This is a genomic window from Citrobacter sp. MGH105 (assembly GCF_001037485.2).
Taxonomy (GTDB): domain Bacteria; phylum Pseudomonadota; class Gammaproteobacteria; order Enterobacterales; family Enterobacteriaceae; genus Citrobacter; species Citrobacter portucalensis.
The window spans coordinates 2,558,187-2,575,407 of sequence record NZ_CP073048.1 but is presented as its reverse complement, the minus strand read 5'-3'; the positions used below and the strand labels follow the sequence as shown (position 1 = coordinate 2,575,407).

Below are 17,221 nucleotides of genomic sequence, written 5' to 3'. Positions count from 1 at the left end.
GAGTTAGACGCAGAGGTGGCAATAGTATTAACTATTGATATTTTGTATGGACGCACCCGATATAAATAATACCGTGGTTCAGCATTCACTATTTCGAAAATAAGAACACGCTATTCATTTATATTGAATAGCGCGTTATGGTTTATTTCATCATTTCACGAATTAATTTACCAAGCTGTTTTACGGCCTGCTCTTCGCGATCTCCCCAGTGCCATGCAGTATTAAAACGAAAAAAACGTGTCCAGCTTCCCGAGGTCGAGAACATTTTCCCCGGCGCAATACTGATGTGGTGCGCCAGCGCATGGGTACTGAGCACACCGGCATCAAGCGGTTCCGGCAGCTCCAGCCACAGAAAATAACCACTGTCGTTGTGGTGAATGTTGACTTCCGCCGGAAGATGACGCAGCAGCGTTTGCCAGGCCTGTTGTTTACGTTCCGCCAGTTGCCGACGCAAGCGCCGTAAATGCGCGTCATAGCGCCGGGTTGAAAGATAATCAACAAGGGCAAGCTGCATGGGCGAACTGGTAGATAAGGTGCTCATTAGCTGGAGTCGCTGAATACGCCGGGCATGTTTCCCTGCTGCCACCCAGCCAATACGAAATCCTGGTACCAGACACTTCGAGAAGGACGAACAATGCAGAACGCTGTCGGCGCGATCCCAGGCTTTGGCGGGCAACGGTTTTTCGCGGCCAAAGTACAGCTCGCTGTAAACATCATCTTCAATCAGTATTACGTGGTATTTTTCCAGCAAGGCAACCAGACGCGCCTTTTTCTCTGCGCTGAGCGTAAAACCCAGTGGATTTTGGCTGTTTGTCATTAGCCAGCAGGCTTTTACCGGGTACTCCTGCAACGCCTGCTCCAGCGCGGTGAGATCGATCCCCTCTTTTACGTCGGTGGCAATCGAAAGCGCCTTCAGACGTAATCGCTCCAGGGCCTGCAACGCCCCGTAAAAACAGGGGTTTTCGACAATTACCCAATCACCCGGTTCGGTGACTGCTTGCAGGCTCAGGTTGAGGGCTTCCATCGCGCCGGTGGTGATGACGATTTCGTCCGGTGAAATGGTCATCCCCTGTTGAGCATAGCGACGGGCAATGGCATGACGCAGCTCAGCATTCCCCGGCGGCAGGTTTTCAATCACGCTCATGGCGGTGGCAGTTTTACTCACCTGCGCCAACGAGCGGTTCAACTGCTGAAGTGGAAACAGACGCGGGTCGGGGAATGCGGAGGCAAAGGGCATCACTGACGCATCCCGGCTGGCCTGCAACATATCAAAAATGTAGGTATTGATATCCACCGCTTCATCGCGCATGACCTGCACCTGTGGCGCAGCAAGTTCACGTTCGGGGCGCGCGGCGACATAATAACCAGACTGCGGTCGGGCAATAATCCGACCCTGGCTTTCCAGCAACTGGTATGCGTGTCCGACGGTCATAAAACTCATTCCGCTGCTGACCACCTGCTCACGCAAGGATGGCAAGCGATCGCCTGGCTGCCATACGCCAGACGCAATTTGATCGCGAATTTGCTCTGCCAGTCGCTGGTACTTTTTCATTCTGAAAATCCGTTCAGGTAACCACCATCATGTATATCAGTTTACATAATCTCTACATTTTTACTAACTGTTATGAATAGCTTTGTTTCAATGCCGAAGTTGCAGCCTGCCAAGTGAAACCTAAACTGTTATTGTCTTAAATCTCATATCCTGACTTTTCACTAAACACATTTTCAAATGCTGTGCGCAATTTGTCGGTCACCGCATCAAAATCGTTGAGTATCTCGGTGTCATTAAAACAGGTTTGAGCAGTTCCATCGGTTAGTGTTTTGATAGCATCGTTTATGCTTTTAGAGGATAAATTGAAATACTTACCTCTCTTTATAGGGTTTTTAGGGTTAAATTTCCCATTCGCCAACTGCCAATATCGGAATAAGTATTGCGTTAAGCACAAAGGCTCGCGGAATTTCTTACTGACTGTTTCCCTCAGCAACTGTTCTTCCACCTGCCATATCTCATTGAACGTACTTTTCAAAAATGGTTGCGGAATGTGTCGACTATAAAACCCTTCGAAAAACTTTTCTTTTCGGTTAGCGAAATTTTTCAGTAGCCGTCTTTTATAACACATGCTGTAATATTTATTCTTATTTTCCTGCATCATCACACGCTTGCTAAAGTGGCTATTTAATATGCTGATGTTGAGAAAATCTGATGAGGCCATGATGAGATTATCTTTGTTGGTTGGAGGATTTTTCTTTAAAATCAAAAAGTCATTTGGATTTCCATTATCGAAGTAGAAATCTTCAGCCAGCGGTGCCGTAATGAACATATCATCATTAAACAAGACAAACTTGTCGCTCAGATCATTTATCTTATGAATATTAAGCTCTATCGCATTAGAGTTAAATGTAGGCAAGTACTTGTTTTCGATAAACTGTTCATGAAAAACAATGTTTAACTTTTTATGATTCACATTAAGCCATGCGGGAATCTGTCCGCATGTAACTAAATGTATCTTTCTTACCCATGGCGCATATTTTTCCACACACCTGAACCAATAATTAAAAATACCCATATCTCTGAAACGCGCCGGATGCCTAGCCCCCTCATCATGGCAACCCGCCGCTTTATGCTTGGCAAAACTCGCCTGCCAAGCTAAATCACTTGAGTCAACCCACAAAACGACAAAGTCGATTCCGCTCATTTTATTGTTCCAATGAATAATTTTCGGCGAATATAACAAAGTGCCAATTCAATGTTTGAACTAATCAAGGCATCAATATTGAGGATTCCATCTTTTGTGAAAGCTATAGCAATTGTGCAACTGTTATGGTTAAAAAGAACTGTTCTGTTTCTGCCTTCCACTGCTCCTCAGACTTAGAATTGCGCTAAATCAATTTTGCCTGCGGAGTTAAGCATGTTCGGTCTTGACGCGTTTCACCTGGCAAGGATCCAGTTCGCGTTTACGGTATCCTTTCACATCATCTTTCCGGCTATTACTATCGGGCTCGCCAGTTATCTGGCTGTGCTGGAAGGGCTATGGCTAAAAACGAAAAATCCCATTTGGCGATCGCTGTACCATTTCTGGTCGAAAATATTCGCCGTAAATTTTGGTATGGGTGTAGTTTCCGGGCTGGTGATGGCTTATCAGTTCGGCACCAACTGGAGTGGTTTTTCCGAGTTCGCCGGGAGTATCACTGGGCCGTTACTGACCTATGAAGTATTAACCGCCTTCTTCCTCGAAGCTGGTTTCCTTGGGGTGATGTTGTTTGGCTGGAATCGGGTTGGTCCAGGACTTCATTTCTTTGCCACCTGCATGGTCGCACTGGGTACCATTATTTCAACCTTCTGGATCCTCGCCTCCAACAGCTGGATGCAGACACCGCAAGGCTATGAAATAGTTAACGGCCAGGTCGTTCCCGTCGACTGGTTCGCCGTTATTTTCAATCCTTCGTTCCCCTATCGTCTGCTGCATATGTCGGTTGCCGCCTTCCTGAGTAGCGCGTTGTTTGTTGCCGCCTCGGGGGCATGGCATTTGCTGCGCGGGAATAACACACCAGCAATTCGAGCGATGTTTTCGATGGCGCTGTGGATGACATTAATCGTCGCTCCATTGCAGGCCTTGATTGGCGATATGCACGGTTTGAATACGCTGAAGCATCAGCCGGCAAAAATTGCTGCGATTGAAGGACACTGGGAAAATCGCCCCGGTGAACCGACTCCGCTGCTGCTGTTCGGCTGGCCGGATATGGAGCAGGAACGCACCCGCTATGGGCTGGAAATCCCGGCGCTGGGCAGTCTGATCCTGACCCATAGTCTGGACAAACAGGTCCCGGCCCTAAAAGAGTTTCCTAAAGAAGACAGGCCCAACTCCACCATGGTGTTCTGGTCGTTTCGCATAATGGCCGGGCTAGGCATGCTGATGATCCTGTTGGGCGCGTTTGCCCTGTGGCTGCGCTATAAGCAGCGTTTATACACCTCGCGCCCTTTTCTGCGCTTTGCCTTATGGATGGGCCCCTCCGGTCTGATTGCCATCCTTGCCGGTTGGGTGACCACTGAAGTTGGCCGTCAGCCTTGGGTGGTTTACGGTCTGCAACGTACGGCGGATGCGGTTTCTGCACATGGCGATTTACATATGAGCATCAGCCTGCTGTCCTTCTTTGTGGTGTACAGCTCAGTGTTTGGCGTGGGTTACAGCTACATGATCCGCCTGATCCGTAAAGGGCCACAGGAAGATGACCCGACCATTCCGCCAACAGGCACGCCTGCCCGGCCGCTTTCAGCCGCCGTCCTCGATTCTCAACCGGAGGCACATCGCTAATGGGTATCGATTTATCAGTTATCTGGTTTGTGATTATCGTCTTCGCCACGCTGATGTATATCGTGATGGACGGTTTTGATCTCGGGATTGGCATTTTATTCCCAGCGATTCAGGACGCTGACGACCGCGATGTTATGGTCAACAGCGTCGCCCCGGTATGGGACGGCAATGAAACCTGGCTGGTGTTGGGCGGAGCCGGATTATTCGGCGCTTTCCCCCTGGCCTATGCGGTGATTGTCGATGCGCTGACGATCCCGTTGACCCTGATGCTAATCGGCCTGATTTTTCGCGGCGTCGCGTTCGAGTTTCGCTTCAAAGCCACACCGGCTCACCGACCATTCTGGGATAAAGCCTTTCTCGGCGGTTCAATCCTCGCGACATTCACGCAAGGTGTCGTGGTGGGCGCCGTACTTAACGGATTTTCCGTTACCGGACGCAGCTACAGCGGCGGTCCTTTCGACTGGTTGACCCCGTTCACGTTGTTCTGCGGTGTTGGTCTGGTCGTGGCTTACGCCCTGCTGGGGGCGACATGGCTGGTGATGAAAAGCGAAAATCCGTTGCAGGATAAAATGCGCAGTGTGGCCAAACAACTGCTGCTGGCAATGTTGGTTGTGATTGCCATTATCAGCCTGTGGACACCACTGGCACATAGCGCGATTGCCGAGCGTTGGTTTAGCCTGCCCAACCTGTGGTTCCTGATGCCTGTTCCGCTGCTGGTTGCGCTTATCAGTCTCTGGCTGTGGCGTTCGCTGGGGCAACATAACTGCCATACACTGCCTTTTGTATTAACGCTGGGGCTGATTTTTCTCGGGTTTAGCGGGCTGGGGATCAGTATCTGGCCACATATCATTCCACCGTCTATTACGCTATGGCAGGCGGCGGCTCCGGCACAAAGTCAGGGCTTTATGTTGGTTGGCGCACTGCTGATTATCCCGATAATCCTGGTGTACACCTTCTGGAGCTACTACGTTTTCCGCGGGAAAGTTCAACATGGTGAGGGGTATCATTGATGCAACAAACAATCTGGAAACGCCTGATGTGGCTGGTGATCCTCTGGGGCGGCAGCGTGCTGGCCCTGGCCGCCGTTGGTATGTTCTTTCGTCTCCTGATGACAGCCGCCGGATTTAAGTCCTGATACTCTCCTTGCAAACAACCGGGCAGCACTGTATTGCCCGGTTGTGACAAATCCCAACACTGGCTAAACAAATATGTAAAAAACATCGAAATGGCAAAACAGAGATTGTCATTAACCCGATTAAAATATTGAATAGTCACCAGGCGAAATTATCGCCAATTCCGCAGCTAACGTACCAGAGGGTGCATGATGTTTAAGAAAGGGTTAACGGTGTTATTGCTGGCCAGCGCGCTTTTTTCCGGTCAACTTTTCGCTACTAATCAGGGACATGAATATCTTCAGGTGCAGGATGCCGATCACTTACTACGACACACGGCCGACAGCGATGAGCTGCGAGTGACGGCGGAAGAATCCGCCGCCGATCTTCGTGAACACCATCACTGGCAAAAATCACGCAAACCCGATACACATCTGAGCTAACGATTAACCTTTGCGCTTCGGCAGTGTCTTCATCAGTTCTTCTGGACTGACCGAAGCCACGACGCTGCCCGGCAACGGCATCTTCAGAATGTGGTGCTTCATCTTGCCGATTACGTGCATTTCGCACGGTCGGCAATCAAATTTCAGCGTCAGGACTTCATCGCCGTTAACCAGTTGCATCGGTGTTGCTTTCCAGCTTTTGATGTTACCTTTCGCCTGTTTCGGACACAGGTTAAAGGCGAAACGCAGGCAATGTTTGGTGATCATCACCGGCACTTCGCCCTTTTCTTCATGTGCTTCATAGGCTGCATCAATCAACTGAACGCCATAACGGTGATAAAACTCACGCGCTTTTTGGTTGTAGACGTTAGCCAGGAAACTCAAGTGCGTTTGTGGATAAACCGGCGCTGGCTGAGATACCGGTTTGCGGCTACCGCGCTGATAGCTTTGCAGGCGCGCTGCATCCAGCATATCAACGGCTTCACGCCGGAACTGATTTAGTTGACCGTTTGGCACAAACAGTGCGCCCGGCAGATTCATCTGAATATTACGGGCGTAGTACATCGTCTGACCAAGTTTTGCCAGTCCGTCCTGTAGGTTACTCAACGCTTTTTCCGCATTGTTCGCTTCCTCAAACTGGCCGTCCAACGTATGGGTGATACTCACGCCCTCTTCACTGGTGAGCGTCAGAATCAACTGCTCCTGCCAGCCGCCGAGCTCAATATCGATCGCAACACGGCGTTCGCTGGAAGTTTTTGTTAACGCTTGCTGCCAGTTATGATCGAGGTTGCGATTCAGCGGATGATGCGGACGCACTTTGTGCAGGTCGGCAGGCATTTCATTCGGCCAGACCCGATAACGATTGTTCCCCGTTTTTTCCACGGTGTTGGCGCGAAATCCAACAACCTCACGTTTGATTAACACGTTCAGGCCATCCCCGTTTGCCAGCGGTTCAGTCACCTCAACATCGAGATGATCTTTCGCCACCTTCAGGACTTCGCCGACCGGCAAACCGATAAACTTTGGTGAGTCGAATGCGCCAATATCCCCTTTACGGGCATTCACAAAATAATCGGTACTGCCGCGATGGAAGGTTTTCTCTGTGGATGGAGTAAAGAAATGTTCGGTACGTCCCGCTGATGAACGGGCCAGATCGCCGCGCTCTTCAATAATGGCGTCGAGCATCTGGCGATAATGCGCGGTAATATTCTTCACATAACTCATGTCCTTATAGCGCCCTTCAATTTTGAAGGAACGCACACCTGCGTCAATCAACGCGCCCAGGTTGGCGGTCTGATCGTTATCTTTCATCGACAACAGATGTTTTTCATAGGACACCACGCGTCCCTGATCGTCTTTCAGGGTATACGGCAGACGGCAAGCCTGGGAACAGTCGCCGCGGTTAGCGCTGCGTCCGGTTTGCGCATGTGAAATATAACACTGCCCTGAATAGGCAACGCACAGCGCACCGTGAATGAAAAACTCAATGGTCGCATCAGTAGCCTGATGGATAGCGCTAATCTGCTCAAGGCTCAGTTCGCGCGCCAGCACAATCTGGGTGAATCCCACATCGGATAGAAATTTCGCCTTCTCAACGCTGCGAATATCGCACTGGGTGCTGGCGTGCAGTTCAATCGGGGGAATATCCAGTTCAAGAATCCCCATATCCTGCACGATCAGGGCATCAACGCCGGTCTGATACAGATCGGTAATTAACCGTTGTGCGGGCTCCAGCTCATCATCATGCAAGATCGTGTTTAGCGTCACAAAGATTTTTGCCCCATAACGATGGGCAAAAGGCACTAATTCAGCAATATCTTTCAGGCTATTACTGGCGTTATGACGCGCGCCAAAACCTGGTCCACCAATGTAAACGGCGTCTGCGCCGTGCAAAATGGCTTCGCGCGCAATGGCGGTATCCCGAGCCGGGCTTAACAATTCAAGGTGATGAGGCTGCTGGCGCATACAGTTGTTACCATCCACAAGCGGTAAAAATGGCGGTTATTGTAGTCACAAGCGCGGCGTTTCGAAATAGTTTTCCCGATTAACCGCGTGGGTAATGGATCAGCGAGTGAAAATGAACCGTTTGCTCGCTACTGTTACGGTAGCTATGTACCGTATCTCCGGCGAAACGGACACCTTCACCGGATTTAAGGGTGCGCCACTGCCCCTCAATACACATATCCAGCAGACCACTAATCACCACCACGTGCTCAATTACGCCGGTTTCATGCGGAGTAGATTCACTGAGCGCGCCGGGTGCCAGCAGTATCGAAAAATGATCGAAGCACAGTTGCGGATCCCACGGGAACAACGGCGTGACGACCATCGCCTGCTGCTGGGGATCGAATGTTAGCGTGCCTTCTGACTCTGGTGGTGAAATAAACGTTGAAAACGGGACGTTCAGTCCAGTGGCAATTTTCCACAATGTCGCCACCGTTGGACTGGATTCGTTGCGCTCAATCTGCCCCAGCATCGCTTTTGAGACGCCAGTTTCCTCCGCCAGACGCGAAAGGCTCCATTCACGCTGGTGACGTAGCGTCTTGAGCGTTGTGGCCAGATAGTGGGTTAAGTTGTCCATTTTTCTCCTTCGTCGCTCTCCTTTCTCGGGGCTACAGCTTAGCACTTGTACGCTATAACGCACAGTGCTACAGTGACTGACCGTTATAACGCACGCGGAGTTGCTATGCGCACATTTTCCATCCCCTTGCCTACAGTTTTGTCGGGTTTTGTGGCTGTCCTGGTCGGCTACGCCAGTTCAGCGGCCATTATCTGGCAAGCGGCGCTCGCCGCAGGTGCGACGACCGGACAAATCGCAGGCTGGATGACCGCACTGGGGCTAGCAATGGGGGTCAGTACGCTGGTGCTGACATTGTGGTATCGCGCCCCTGTACTCACCGCATGGTCAACGCCCGGTGCCGCGCTGCTGGTGACGGGCCTGCAAGGGGTATCGATTCAGGATGCAATCGGTGTTTTTATCGTAGCTAATGCATTGATTGTGCTGTGCGGTATAACCGGGCTGTTTGCCCGCCTGATGAAAATTATTCCCCACTCGCTGGCATCGGCCATGCTGGCCGGGATCTTGCTGCGTTTTGGTTTGCAGGCGTTCAATAGCCTGAACAGTGAGCTTATCTTGTGCGGCAGCATGCTGCTGGCGTGGTTAGTACTAAAAGTGATTGCCCCAAGGTATGCCGTAATCGCCGCAATGTTGGTAGGTATAGCCATCGCCCTGGTTAAAGGTGACATTGTCACCGATAGTGTTAATCTGTCACCGGTATTGCCAGCGTTTATTGCCCCACACTTTTCATTAGCCCACAGTATCAGTATTGCGCTACCGCTGTTTCTGGTTACTATGGCTTCGCAAAATGCCCCCGGTATTGCGACCATGAAAGCATCGGGATATTCGTTACCCGTTTCACCCCTGATTGTTTTTACGGGTCTGCTGGCATTTCTATTTTCGCCGTTTGGCGTCTATTCCATCTGCATCGCCGCCATAACCGCCGCAATTTGCCAAAGCCCCGAAGCCCATCCAGATGCAAATCGACGCTGGCTCGCCGCAGCGGCAGCGGGTGTCTTTTACATTCTGGCTGGGGTGTTTGGCGGTTCGGTCACAGGACTGATGGCAGCCCTGCCCGTAAGCTGGATCCAGATGCTTGCTGGTCTGGCATTGCTTGGCACGATTAGCGGTAGTTTATATCAAGCCTTACATAATGAAGCAGAACGCGATGCGGCCATCGTGACTTTTCTGGTTACGGCCAGTGGTCTGACGGTATTTGGTGTTGGGTCTGCATTCTGGGGGCTGGTCGTCGGCGGTATCTGCTACTCAGTGTTGACGTTATTTCGCCGCGCGTAGCTGCGTTGGCGTTTTACCCGTCACTTGTTTAAACCGGTTACTGAAATGGCTCGCCGAACTGAACCCACAGGCCATTGCAATATCCGACAGGCTGCGTGATGAACAACAGACCAGTTGCTGCGCCAGCGCCATACGGCGTTGCATGACGTACTGATGAGGCGCCATATTCATCGACTGGCGAAACATTCTGGCAAAATGGAATTCACTTAGCGCTGCTTCACCTGCCAGATCGCTCAACGTTATGGGATACGCCAGATGTGCTTCAATATAGGCCAGCACGTTGCGCAATGTGGCAGGCGCAAGCCCTCCGGTGACAACGGGAAGTCGCCATTGCACATTGCTGTAATGCTGGATCAGATGCGTTAACAGTAGTGAAGATGCCGCGCTAAGCGTGAGGTGATTGGCCGGTTGCTGCCAGTCGTTACCAAGCAAAAACTGACGGTAAACCGCCGTGATCCCCGGGTCACTGCCAAACGTATGCTCGTCCAGCGTGAAACTATAGGGGCTTTTGTCCCAAACTTTTTCACCCACTTCGCGCAAATGGGCGTCTGTACAATAGAGATGAACAAAGGAAAGATCGTCACGAATATCCCAACTGGACTCACTCTCCTTCGGCATCAGGCAAAAACGGTCTGGTCCCCCGCCATTCTTCCAGCCTCCCGCCGTCTTGTGGTAACTCTCGTAACCATCTGCGATGTATAAACTGAGCGTATGATGATCGCAATACTGGGTGATGGTATCGCGTTTGTTCGACCAGGCCGCCAGTTGGATCCCTGAATGTAACGCAACCGATTCATGCAGCACGGCATTATGTTTGCGCAAGTTTTCAAAGGCACCGTAGGGCTGAGACATACCATCACATTCAAAATAAGTTAGCAGGCTTTCAGTCTATATCAGCTACATATCGTTAACAGCTGCCTTTTCACTATTACGCTAAAAAAAGCGCAAGATTTTGCAAGTCCACCGCAAGCCGATGAAAGTCTCCTGCATTCCGTCGTGACACAGTGTAAGTCTGAAAGCATAAAGAGAGAGTCGTATGAACGCACTGTTGTACTGCCTGGTGGTGGTTATTTGGGGAACGACATGGATTGCGATTTATTTGCAGCAAGGTCCGGTTTCTGCACCGGTTTCTATCTTTTGGCGCTTCGCCGTTGCCAGCTCGGTGATGATAGTGATCCTGTTGCTAAGCGGTAAATTACGCAAACTGTCTGGTCGCGATCATCTGTTTTGTCTGTTACAGGGTGGATGCGTTTTTTGCTTTAACTTCTGGTGTTTTTATACGGCTGCGGCGTGGATTAATACCGGCCTGGAGTCGGTGATTTTCTCAATGGCCGTCCTGTTCAATGCAGTCAATAGCTTCATCTTTTTTGGTCAAAAACCACCGCTGCGCTTCTATATTGCAGCGGGTCTGGGACTGACGGGCATCGTGACTCTGTTCTGGCAGGATTTGCTCAACAGCGGGTTTAATCATTCACTGCTGCTGGGCATCGGTTTGAGCGCTCTGGGAACCTTCGGCTTCTCACTGGGTAATATGATCAGTCTGCGTCACCAGAAAAAAGGGTTGGAAGTACTGACCACCAACAGTTGGGCCATGCTGTACGGCACATTGCTGATCGCGGCCATTGCTCTGGTGCACGGCGACAACTTCACGCCACAGTGGACATTCAGCTATCTTAGCGCGCTGTTATATCTTGCTATTTTCGGCTCAGTGATTGCCTTTGGCGCTTATTTCACGCTGGTAGGTCGCATTGGTCCCAGTAAGGCGGCATACAGCACGCTGCTGTTCCCGCTGGTGGCGCTGACGCTGTCAACATTGTATGAAGGATACATCTGGCAAGTTAATGCAATTGCCGGATTGGTGTTGATCTTACTGGGAAATCTGGTGATGTTTGCCCGACCGGAAGCGCTGATGGGTAAACTACTCTATCGTCGTCGTGTGGCATAAAAAAACGCACCATCCTGAGATGGTGCGTTCATCATTTTTATTGTGGTTTTTTGTTCACATCAAACATGGAGGCATCGGTCGCCATGTCATCAACAACTTTCTTCAACGTTTCGAACGCCATCGGCGTACTTTCGTTGTTCAGGTCTTTACCTTCACCCTTACGTACAACTTTAATCACCGGTTTATTGGTCGCTGCATCAATCAACTCACCCTCGAAATAGAGGTTGGTATCCATGGTACGGTGACCCGTCGCCATTTGCGTTCCCGCAACGAGCAGTGCAACCGGGACCACTTCATAGAACTGCAGTCCTTCTTTGCTGGTCGCTACACCGGTAATCGCCCCGCGGAAAATCAGGCTACGCGGTCCAGGGGTCGTAACCAGAGGCTTACGCTTGCTGATGGCGGATTTCAACTGTGTATTGGTATAGGTCAGTAATTGATCAAGAACCTGCTGCCCTACCTGCGTAGTAGGTTTCGGAACCGGATAATACGTTACCGGGTTATACACGATGTTGTCATATTTGGATTCGTTGTAGCTCGGGTCAACCCAACGGAGTACCGTTTGTCCCGAGGCTGATTTTGTTTCCTTCAGATCAGAGTAATTTTTTAAAAACCCAGAATATTTATCCGGCTCGGTCACTTTTGACGCACAGCCGGATAATGCCAACAAGCCAGTAAGCGCTGCAACTTTAAATAAAGTTTGAGTACGCATGAAACGATCCCTTTAGTTTTCGCAATGATGCCTAAAAAGGATAGCAAAACAGTTTCATTTTGGATGTACTAAAAATGGTAAGCACCGCACAATTTTATCTCTGCGCTCAGCACAAAAAATGCTGAACGCAGAAAGAGTTAACCCAGACGCGAGGTTCAGACAGTTTTGCGTGCCAGCATGGTGGCAAAGCGCAGTTTAATTCGATTACCGTTTTCATCTGTACGATGAAGTTCACCTACGTCTTCGTTATATTTCAGCAGATCCCACCCACTGTAATAGTTGCGTAATTCTCCGGTTTTAAACGCAAACGGAAAACCAACGGTGCACGGAAAATCATCAGTATCCATCGCTGCGACGATTAAGTTATATCCACCCGGTTTAGTACAACGTTGCATATTCTCAATAAGGCCAGGGATCGTTTTGGCTTCAAGAAACATCAGTACAACGGTAGAAAGAATAAAATCGTATTCACCCTCAAAACGCAACGCATTAAGGTCAGCGACCTTCGCGTTCAGGTTGGTCAGCCCCTCAGCCGCTTTGATGCGCTCAAGGTTAGCGATGCTCATGGGGTTTTTATCCCATGCGGTAACGTCATAGCCATTTGCCGCCAGGTACAGGCTGTTTCGGCCGTTACCGCAGCCCAGATCTAACGTTTTACCTGGCGCAACCACTTTTGCCGCTTCAACGACATCGGAATGCGTACGGGTTAAATCATATTTTTCAGTAAAGTAGTTTTCGTCGCAAAGGGTCATTATTTATCCTCAGATTTCAGTAATGCAGCACGCTCCGTGCGGATGAGCAGTTTCCCCTGCATCAGCAATGCAAACGTACGTATCAGTAATAATGCAATGATAAAATTGGTAAAAATAAACAGTGGGATAGACAGCGTATGAAAAAATCCTGATTCGCTGCCGTGTCCAAGATGCAATCCCGTTGTCGCCAGGGCCGACACGCCAAACGAGAAGCTCCAGAAAGACGCATTAAATGGCTGTGACAAATACCACGGCATAAGGCGTAGCATGAACAGAAGTTGCAGCAAACCATAGCCGAACAACATTTTGGCTAACGTATCCCCCTCGCCACCGTTGACGCTAAGCCAGGCGCTACAGGCGACCAGCGCGGGTGCCAACTGAATACCAAGTGAAGTCCGTAAAACCGTCGGCAGCTCGCCGCAGCTTCGTAAACGTTGCAGAATCACTGGCTCCAGGCTGAGCCATGAAAATACCCCGGCGCCCAAAAACACCAATCCGGCATCGTTGAACCCAAGTGCACCACAGGCCATGGCGCTGATAAAGTTATTGGCAACGGTTGGCAGATACAGACCCGGCGTGGTGGCCTCTTCCGGATGCTCCCCACGCCACAGCCCTGCCGTTTGCCAGGCTGCGTATGCCAGCTGTATGACCACGCCAATACTGAATAACCCAATCGCCAGCGGTCGATACCACGGAACAAATCCAATCGCGACCAGCATCGTGGTGGCCGGAAACAGACTGACAAAGCTACTCATCACCGGATGACGAATTTCCGCCAGTACGCTATGCGGAAAACGCAGTAAACGGCTCAGAAAGGCCAGCGTCAGCAATCCCCAGATGACCATTGCAAGGATGACTAAGCCATCACCAATCCAGTGGCTCACCGGCCACACCTGGCTGGCGTAACGCCACGCAAATCCCATCCCAATTGTACCCAGTACCATGCCAAAATAACCGGCCGGAAGATTGAGGACCCGTTCACTCTGTTTGTTCTTACTCATTTTGTTTATTTTTTAAAGTATATTTGAAATGCATTTTATGGAATATCTGCCGGTTTAGCCAGTGCAGAAAACTTTGCTACGTTTAACTAAGGTGCGCAACATGGAAATGAGCTATGACCAAATACCGTCTAAGCGATGAATCTCGCTCCTTTAGTTACCTGGATAATGGCAATAAAAAAAGTGTATTACTACGCCAAATCATCGCACTCATTGATTTTAATGATGTTAGATCCGGTACGCCCGGCGGCTGGATTGATGATGAAAGCGTTCTGTCGCAAAGCGGTAATTGCTGGATATACGATGAGAATGCGCTCGCGTTTTCCGGCGCGACGATAACCGGAGACGCCCGTATTACACAGGCAAGCGTGGTCAGAGATGGCGCGCAAATTGGTGATGCCGTCTGGATTGACCGAGCAGAAATCAGCCATAACGCGCAAATACGTGACAACGTCACCATTCAGGATTCTGTTGTTCGCGGTGAGTGCCTCATCTGCGGTGATGCACGCATTGTGTGTGACTCTGAAATCATTGCGGCCAGAGGGTTAACCCGTGAAAGCGACCAGCTCCTGCAAATTTACGAGCGGGCGGCAGTCAGCAATTCACGCGTGGTGCATCAGGCGCAAATCTATGGCGATGCGATGATCAATTATGCCTTTATAGAACATCGGGCTGAAGTTTTTGATTTTGCACGGATAGAAGGCAACGAAGAGAATAATGTCTGGATCTGCGATTGCGCCAAAGTCTATGGGCATGCACGCGTCATCGCCGGAACGGATGAAGACGCCATTCCTACCCTGCGCTACAGCTCGCAGGTGGCGGAACACGCGGTGGTTGAAGGTAACTGCGTGCTGAAACACCACGTGCTGGTTGGGGGGCATGCGCAATTACGTGGCGGACCGCTCCAGCTTGACGGTCACATCCTGATTGAAGGCTATGCCTGTATTCTGGGTGAAGTGCTGATCGAGCATCATATTGAGATAACCGATCAGGCCCAAGTTGAAGCCTTTGATGGCGATGCGATCCATCTGCGCGGGCCAAAAGTGATCAACGGCGAACAACGTATCACGCGCACCCCTATCGCCGGTTTATTCTGAAGAGCCATCAATGATGCGGGCGTAGAGATTCACGTCATGGTAATCGCCATTAAGGAACTCCGCCTGTTGCATACATCCTTCCAGTCGGAAGCCATTGCGCAGTGCAACCTGGTTGCTCTTGACGTTATCTACACGACATTTAATCACGAAGCGGCGAATCTCCTGGCGCTGCGCATAATGATGAATCATTGCCTGTAGCGCCTGAGACAGAATGCCTTTGCCCTGGTGCTCTTCACCCAGCCAATAACCAATATAAGCGGCTTTGTTCAGCGGCTCTATCTGGTTAAACGAGATAACGCCAGCCACCTCCCCTTGTTCGAAAATAAGGAACATTTTGGCGTAGCCGCGCTGGTGCAACATCATATTCCCCTGCACGTTCTTACGCGTGTCGTCCTCAGATTCGACAAACTGCGGCCAGTTCAGTGACTGTTGGAGCCAGGTTTTATTTTTAAGCACCAACTGATGCAAAAGGGTGACGTGGTGTTCTTCTACCGCCCGCAGTTCCAGCGCGTCACTAACGATAATTATTTCTGACATGTTTATCTCCTTTGCGATCGTAAACGGGGCATTTCTGACTGGCAGTAGCCGATATTACTCTGTTTAGCGCCGGGGATGTCTTATTTTTATGCTGTAACAGCAATCACTTAGAAAGAATCTCTGGCGTGGAACCCGTTACTCTGGTGATCCGGGTATCCCCTCATGGATAGACCGTAATGATGACAATAACACTTTCATTCTATTGCTAAGGAGCAAGCATGGCAGCACCTTTGGGTCGTTTAGCACTTATTCCGCTTTTACTGATTACCGCCTGTCACCAACCTGTTTCTACCACGCAAGCGGGCCCCGTTCCCTTTGCCGTCAATAAGCAACAGGCCGTGGATAATACCACGCTGGAAATTTCCCGTAGCGCGCTGGAATATAACATTCATAAAGTTCAGCAACTGCTGGGAGATAAAACCCGGATGTGCGCCATTCTTAAAGGCGACGCGTATGGCCACGATCTCTCACTGGTAACACCGGTGATGATGCAAAACGGCGTACAATGTATTGGCATCGCCAGCAACGAGGAGATTAGTACCGTTCGCCAGTCAGGCTATACATCGCAGCTCATGCGCGTGCGTAATGCGACGGAAAAAGAGATGCGCCAGGCGGCGGATTTCGATACCGAAGAGCTTATCGGTAATCTGGATATGGCTAAGCGTCTAAGTGCAATCGCTCAAGAGAAAGGTAAAACTATTCGTATCCATCTTGCGCTGAACTCTGGCGGTATGTCGCGTAACGGTCTGGAAGTCAGTACCGCTGCAGGTCTGGAAGAAGCACGCGCTATTTCCGCATTACCCGGCCTGAAAATTGTCGGCATCATGTCGCATTTCCCGGAAGAAGATGCGGCAGTGGTAAAACGCGATCTGGCCCGTTTCAATACGCAATCAGCCCAGGTACTGAAAATTACCGGGCTTAAGCGCGAAGATGTCACCCTGCATGTCGCGAATACGTTCGCTACCCTGACCGTTCCAGAATCCTGGCTCGACATGGTGCGTGTTGGCGGTATTTTCTATGGCGATACCATCGCCAGCACCGAATACAAACGCGTCATGACGTTTAAATCTGCCATCGCGTCGGTAAACCATTACCCCAAAGGAAACACCGTCGGATATGACAGAACCTATACCCTTAAACGTGATTCCGTTCTGGCCAATATCCCGACAGGTTATGCCGATGGTTATCGCCGTGTGTTCAGTAATGCAGGGCACGTGCTGATCCGCGGCCAGCGGGTTCCGGTACTGGGTAAAACATCCATGAATACCGTGATCGTCGATGTAACCGATTTGCCGCAGGTTGCATCCGGTGATGAAGTGGTGCTGTTCGGTAAACAGGGAAATGCGCAGGTTAGTGCAGAAGAAGTCGAAGAAATTAGCGGCGCGTTGTTCACTGAAATGTCGATCCTCTGGGGGGCGACGAACAAACGCGTGATGGTCGATTAACACCTAAAACAGGA

General features: G+C 50.4%; 17 protein-coding genes. 8 read left to right on the top strand and 9 right to left on the bottom strand.

The features are described from left to right. Positions 1-142 precede the first annotated feature (142 nt). Both SK35_RS12325 and SK35_RS12320 read right to left on the bottom strand, forming a co-directional pair. On the bottom strand, positions 143-1,552 hold the full coding sequence (locus tag SK35_RS12325) for an aminotransferase-like domain-containing protein (protein ID WP_048214150.1): 1,410 nt from the start codon (positions 1,550-1,552) through the stop codon (positions 143-145). Positions 1,553-1,688: 136 nt separating this feature from the next. After that, on the bottom strand, positions 1,689-2,696 hold the full coding sequence (locus SK35_RS12320) for a Stealth CR1 domain-containing protein (protein ID WP_048214149.1): 1,008 nt from the start codon (positions 2,694-2,696) through the stop codon (positions 1,689-1,691). A 213-nt stretch (positions 2,697-2,909) separates the two neighbouring features. Between SK35_RS12320 and SK35_RS12315 the strand changes: the two genes are divergently transcribed. The 4 genes from SK35_RS12315 to SK35_RS12300 all read left to right on the top strand — a co-directional run bounded on the left by SK35_RS12315 (position 2,910) and on the right by SK35_RS12300 (position 5,868). Beyond that, on the top strand, positions 2,910-4,313 hold the full coding sequence (locus SK35_RS12315) for a cytochrome ubiquinol oxidase subunit I (RefSeq protein WP_048214148.1): 1,404 nt from the start codon (positions 2,910-2,912) through the stop codon (positions 4,311-4,313). After that, positions 4,313-5,323 (top strand): cytochrome d ubiquinol oxidase subunit II, encoded by a 1,011-nt coding sequence (gene cydB / locus SK35_RS12310; RefSeq protein ID WP_048214147.1) that lies wholly within the window; start codon positions 4,313-4,315, stop codon positions 5,321-5,323. The genes SK35_RS12315 and cydB overlap by 1 nt, the downstream gene beginning before the upstream one ends. Further along, positions 5,323-5,448: a DUF2474 domain-containing protein gene (locus SK35_RS12305; RefSeq protein ID WP_003020230.1), complete on the top strand. Its 126-nt coding sequence runs from the start codon at positions 5,323-5,325 to the stop codon at positions 5,446-5,448. The genes cydB and SK35_RS12305 overlap by 1 nt, the downstream gene beginning before the upstream one ends. Before the next feature lie 189 nt (positions 5,449-5,637). After that, positions 5,638-5,868: a DUF2554 family protein gene (locus tag SK35_RS12300; RefSeq protein ID WP_003020233.1), complete on the top strand. Its 231-nt coding sequence runs from the start codon at positions 5,638-5,640 to the stop codon at positions 5,866-5,868. A 3-nt stretch (positions 5,869-5,871) separates the two neighbouring features. Here the strand turns inward: SK35_RS12300 and rlhA are convergent, their stop codons facing one another. Continuing rightward, positions 5,872-7,833: a 23S rRNA 5-hydroxycytidine C2501 synthase gene (gene rlhA / locus SK35_RS12295; protein WP_020996388.1), complete on the bottom strand. Its 1,962-nt coding sequence runs from the start codon at positions 7,831-7,833 to the stop codon at positions 5,872-5,874. 79 nt (positions 7,834-7,912) lie between these two features. After that, positions 7,913-8,449: a helix-turn-helix domain-containing protein gene (locus SK35_RS12290; protein ID WP_048214146.1), complete on the bottom strand. Its 537-nt coding sequence runs from the start codon at positions 8,447-8,449 to the stop codon at positions 7,913-7,915. A gap of 105 nt (positions 8,450-8,554) precedes the next feature. Here SK35_RS12290 and SK35_RS12285 point away from each other — a divergent pair, with 105 nt between their 5' ends. Next, a complete protein-coding gene (locus SK35_RS12285; RefSeq protein ID WP_048214145.1) occupies positions 8,555-9,721 on the top strand; it encodes a benzoate/H(+) symporter BenE family transporter in 1,167 nt (388 codons plus the stop codon). On the opposite strand, the gene SK35_RS12280 is transcribed toward SK35_RS12285, so the two are convergent. Beyond that, complete coding sequence (locus tag SK35_RS12280) at positions 9,704-10,573, bottom strand: AraC family transcriptional regulator (RefSeq protein ID WP_048214144.1); 870 nt, start codon at positions 10,571-10,573, stop codon at positions 9,704-9,706. The genes SK35_RS12285 and SK35_RS12280 overlap by 18 nt on opposite strands. Before the next feature lie 184 nt (positions 10,574-10,757). Between SK35_RS12280 and SK35_RS12275 the strand changes: the two genes are divergently transcribed. Continuing rightward, positions 10,758-11,666, top strand: a complete 909-nt coding sequence (locus tag SK35_RS12275) for a DMT family transporter (protein WP_048214143.1) — start codon at positions 10,758-10,760, stop codon at positions 11,664-11,666. Between the two features lie 37 nt (positions 11,667-11,703). On the opposite strand, the gene SK35_RS12270 is transcribed toward SK35_RS12275, so the two are convergent. The 3 genes from SK35_RS12270 to tehA all read right to left on the bottom strand — a co-directional run bounded on the left by SK35_RS12270 (position 11,704) and on the right by tehA (position 14,131). Next, positions 11,704-12,378: a DUF3313 domain-containing protein gene (locus SK35_RS12270; protein ID WP_048214142.1), complete on the bottom strand. Its 675-nt coding sequence runs from the start codon at positions 12,376-12,378 to the stop codon at positions 11,704-11,706. A 155-nt stretch (positions 12,379-12,533) separates the two neighbouring features. Then, on the bottom strand, positions 12,534-13,130 hold the full coding sequence (gene tehB / locus SK35_RS12265; protein WP_048214141.1) for a tellurite resistance methyltransferase TehB: 597 nt from the start codon (positions 13,128-13,130) through the stop codon (positions 12,534-12,536). Continuing rightward, on the bottom strand, positions 13,130-14,131 hold the full coding sequence (tehA, locus tag SK35_RS12260) for a dicarboxylate transporter/tellurite-resistance protein TehA (protein ID WP_008784854.1): 1,002 nt from the start codon (positions 14,129-14,131) through the stop codon (positions 13,130-13,132). The genes tehB and tehA overlap by 1 nt, the downstream gene beginning before the upstream one ends. A gap of 113 nt (positions 14,132-14,244) precedes the next feature. Between tehA and ydcK the strand changes: the two genes are divergently transcribed. After that, a complete protein-coding gene (gene ydcK / locus SK35_RS12255; protein WP_048214140.1) occupies positions 14,245-15,225 on the top strand; it encodes a YdcK family protein in 981 nt (326 codons plus the stop codon). On the opposite strand, the gene rimL is transcribed toward ydcK, so the two are convergent. Further along, positions 15,217-15,762 (bottom strand): 50S ribosomal protein L7/L12-serine acetyltransferase, encoded by a 546-nt coding sequence (gene rimL / locus SK35_RS12250; RefSeq protein WP_048214139.1) that lies wholly within the window; start codon positions 15,760-15,762, stop codon positions 15,217-15,219. The two genes, ydcK and rimL, sit on opposite strands and share 9 nt — an antisense overlap. Positions 15,763-15,980: 218 nt before the next feature. On the opposite strand from rimL, the gene alr reads away from it, so the two are divergent. Further along, on the top strand, positions 15,981-17,207 hold the full coding sequence (alr, locus tag SK35_RS12245; RefSeq protein ID WP_048214138.1) for an alanine racemase: 1,227 nt from the start codon (positions 15,981-15,983) through the stop codon (positions 17,205-17,207). The last annotated feature ends 14 nt before the right edge of the window (positions 17,208-17,221 follow it).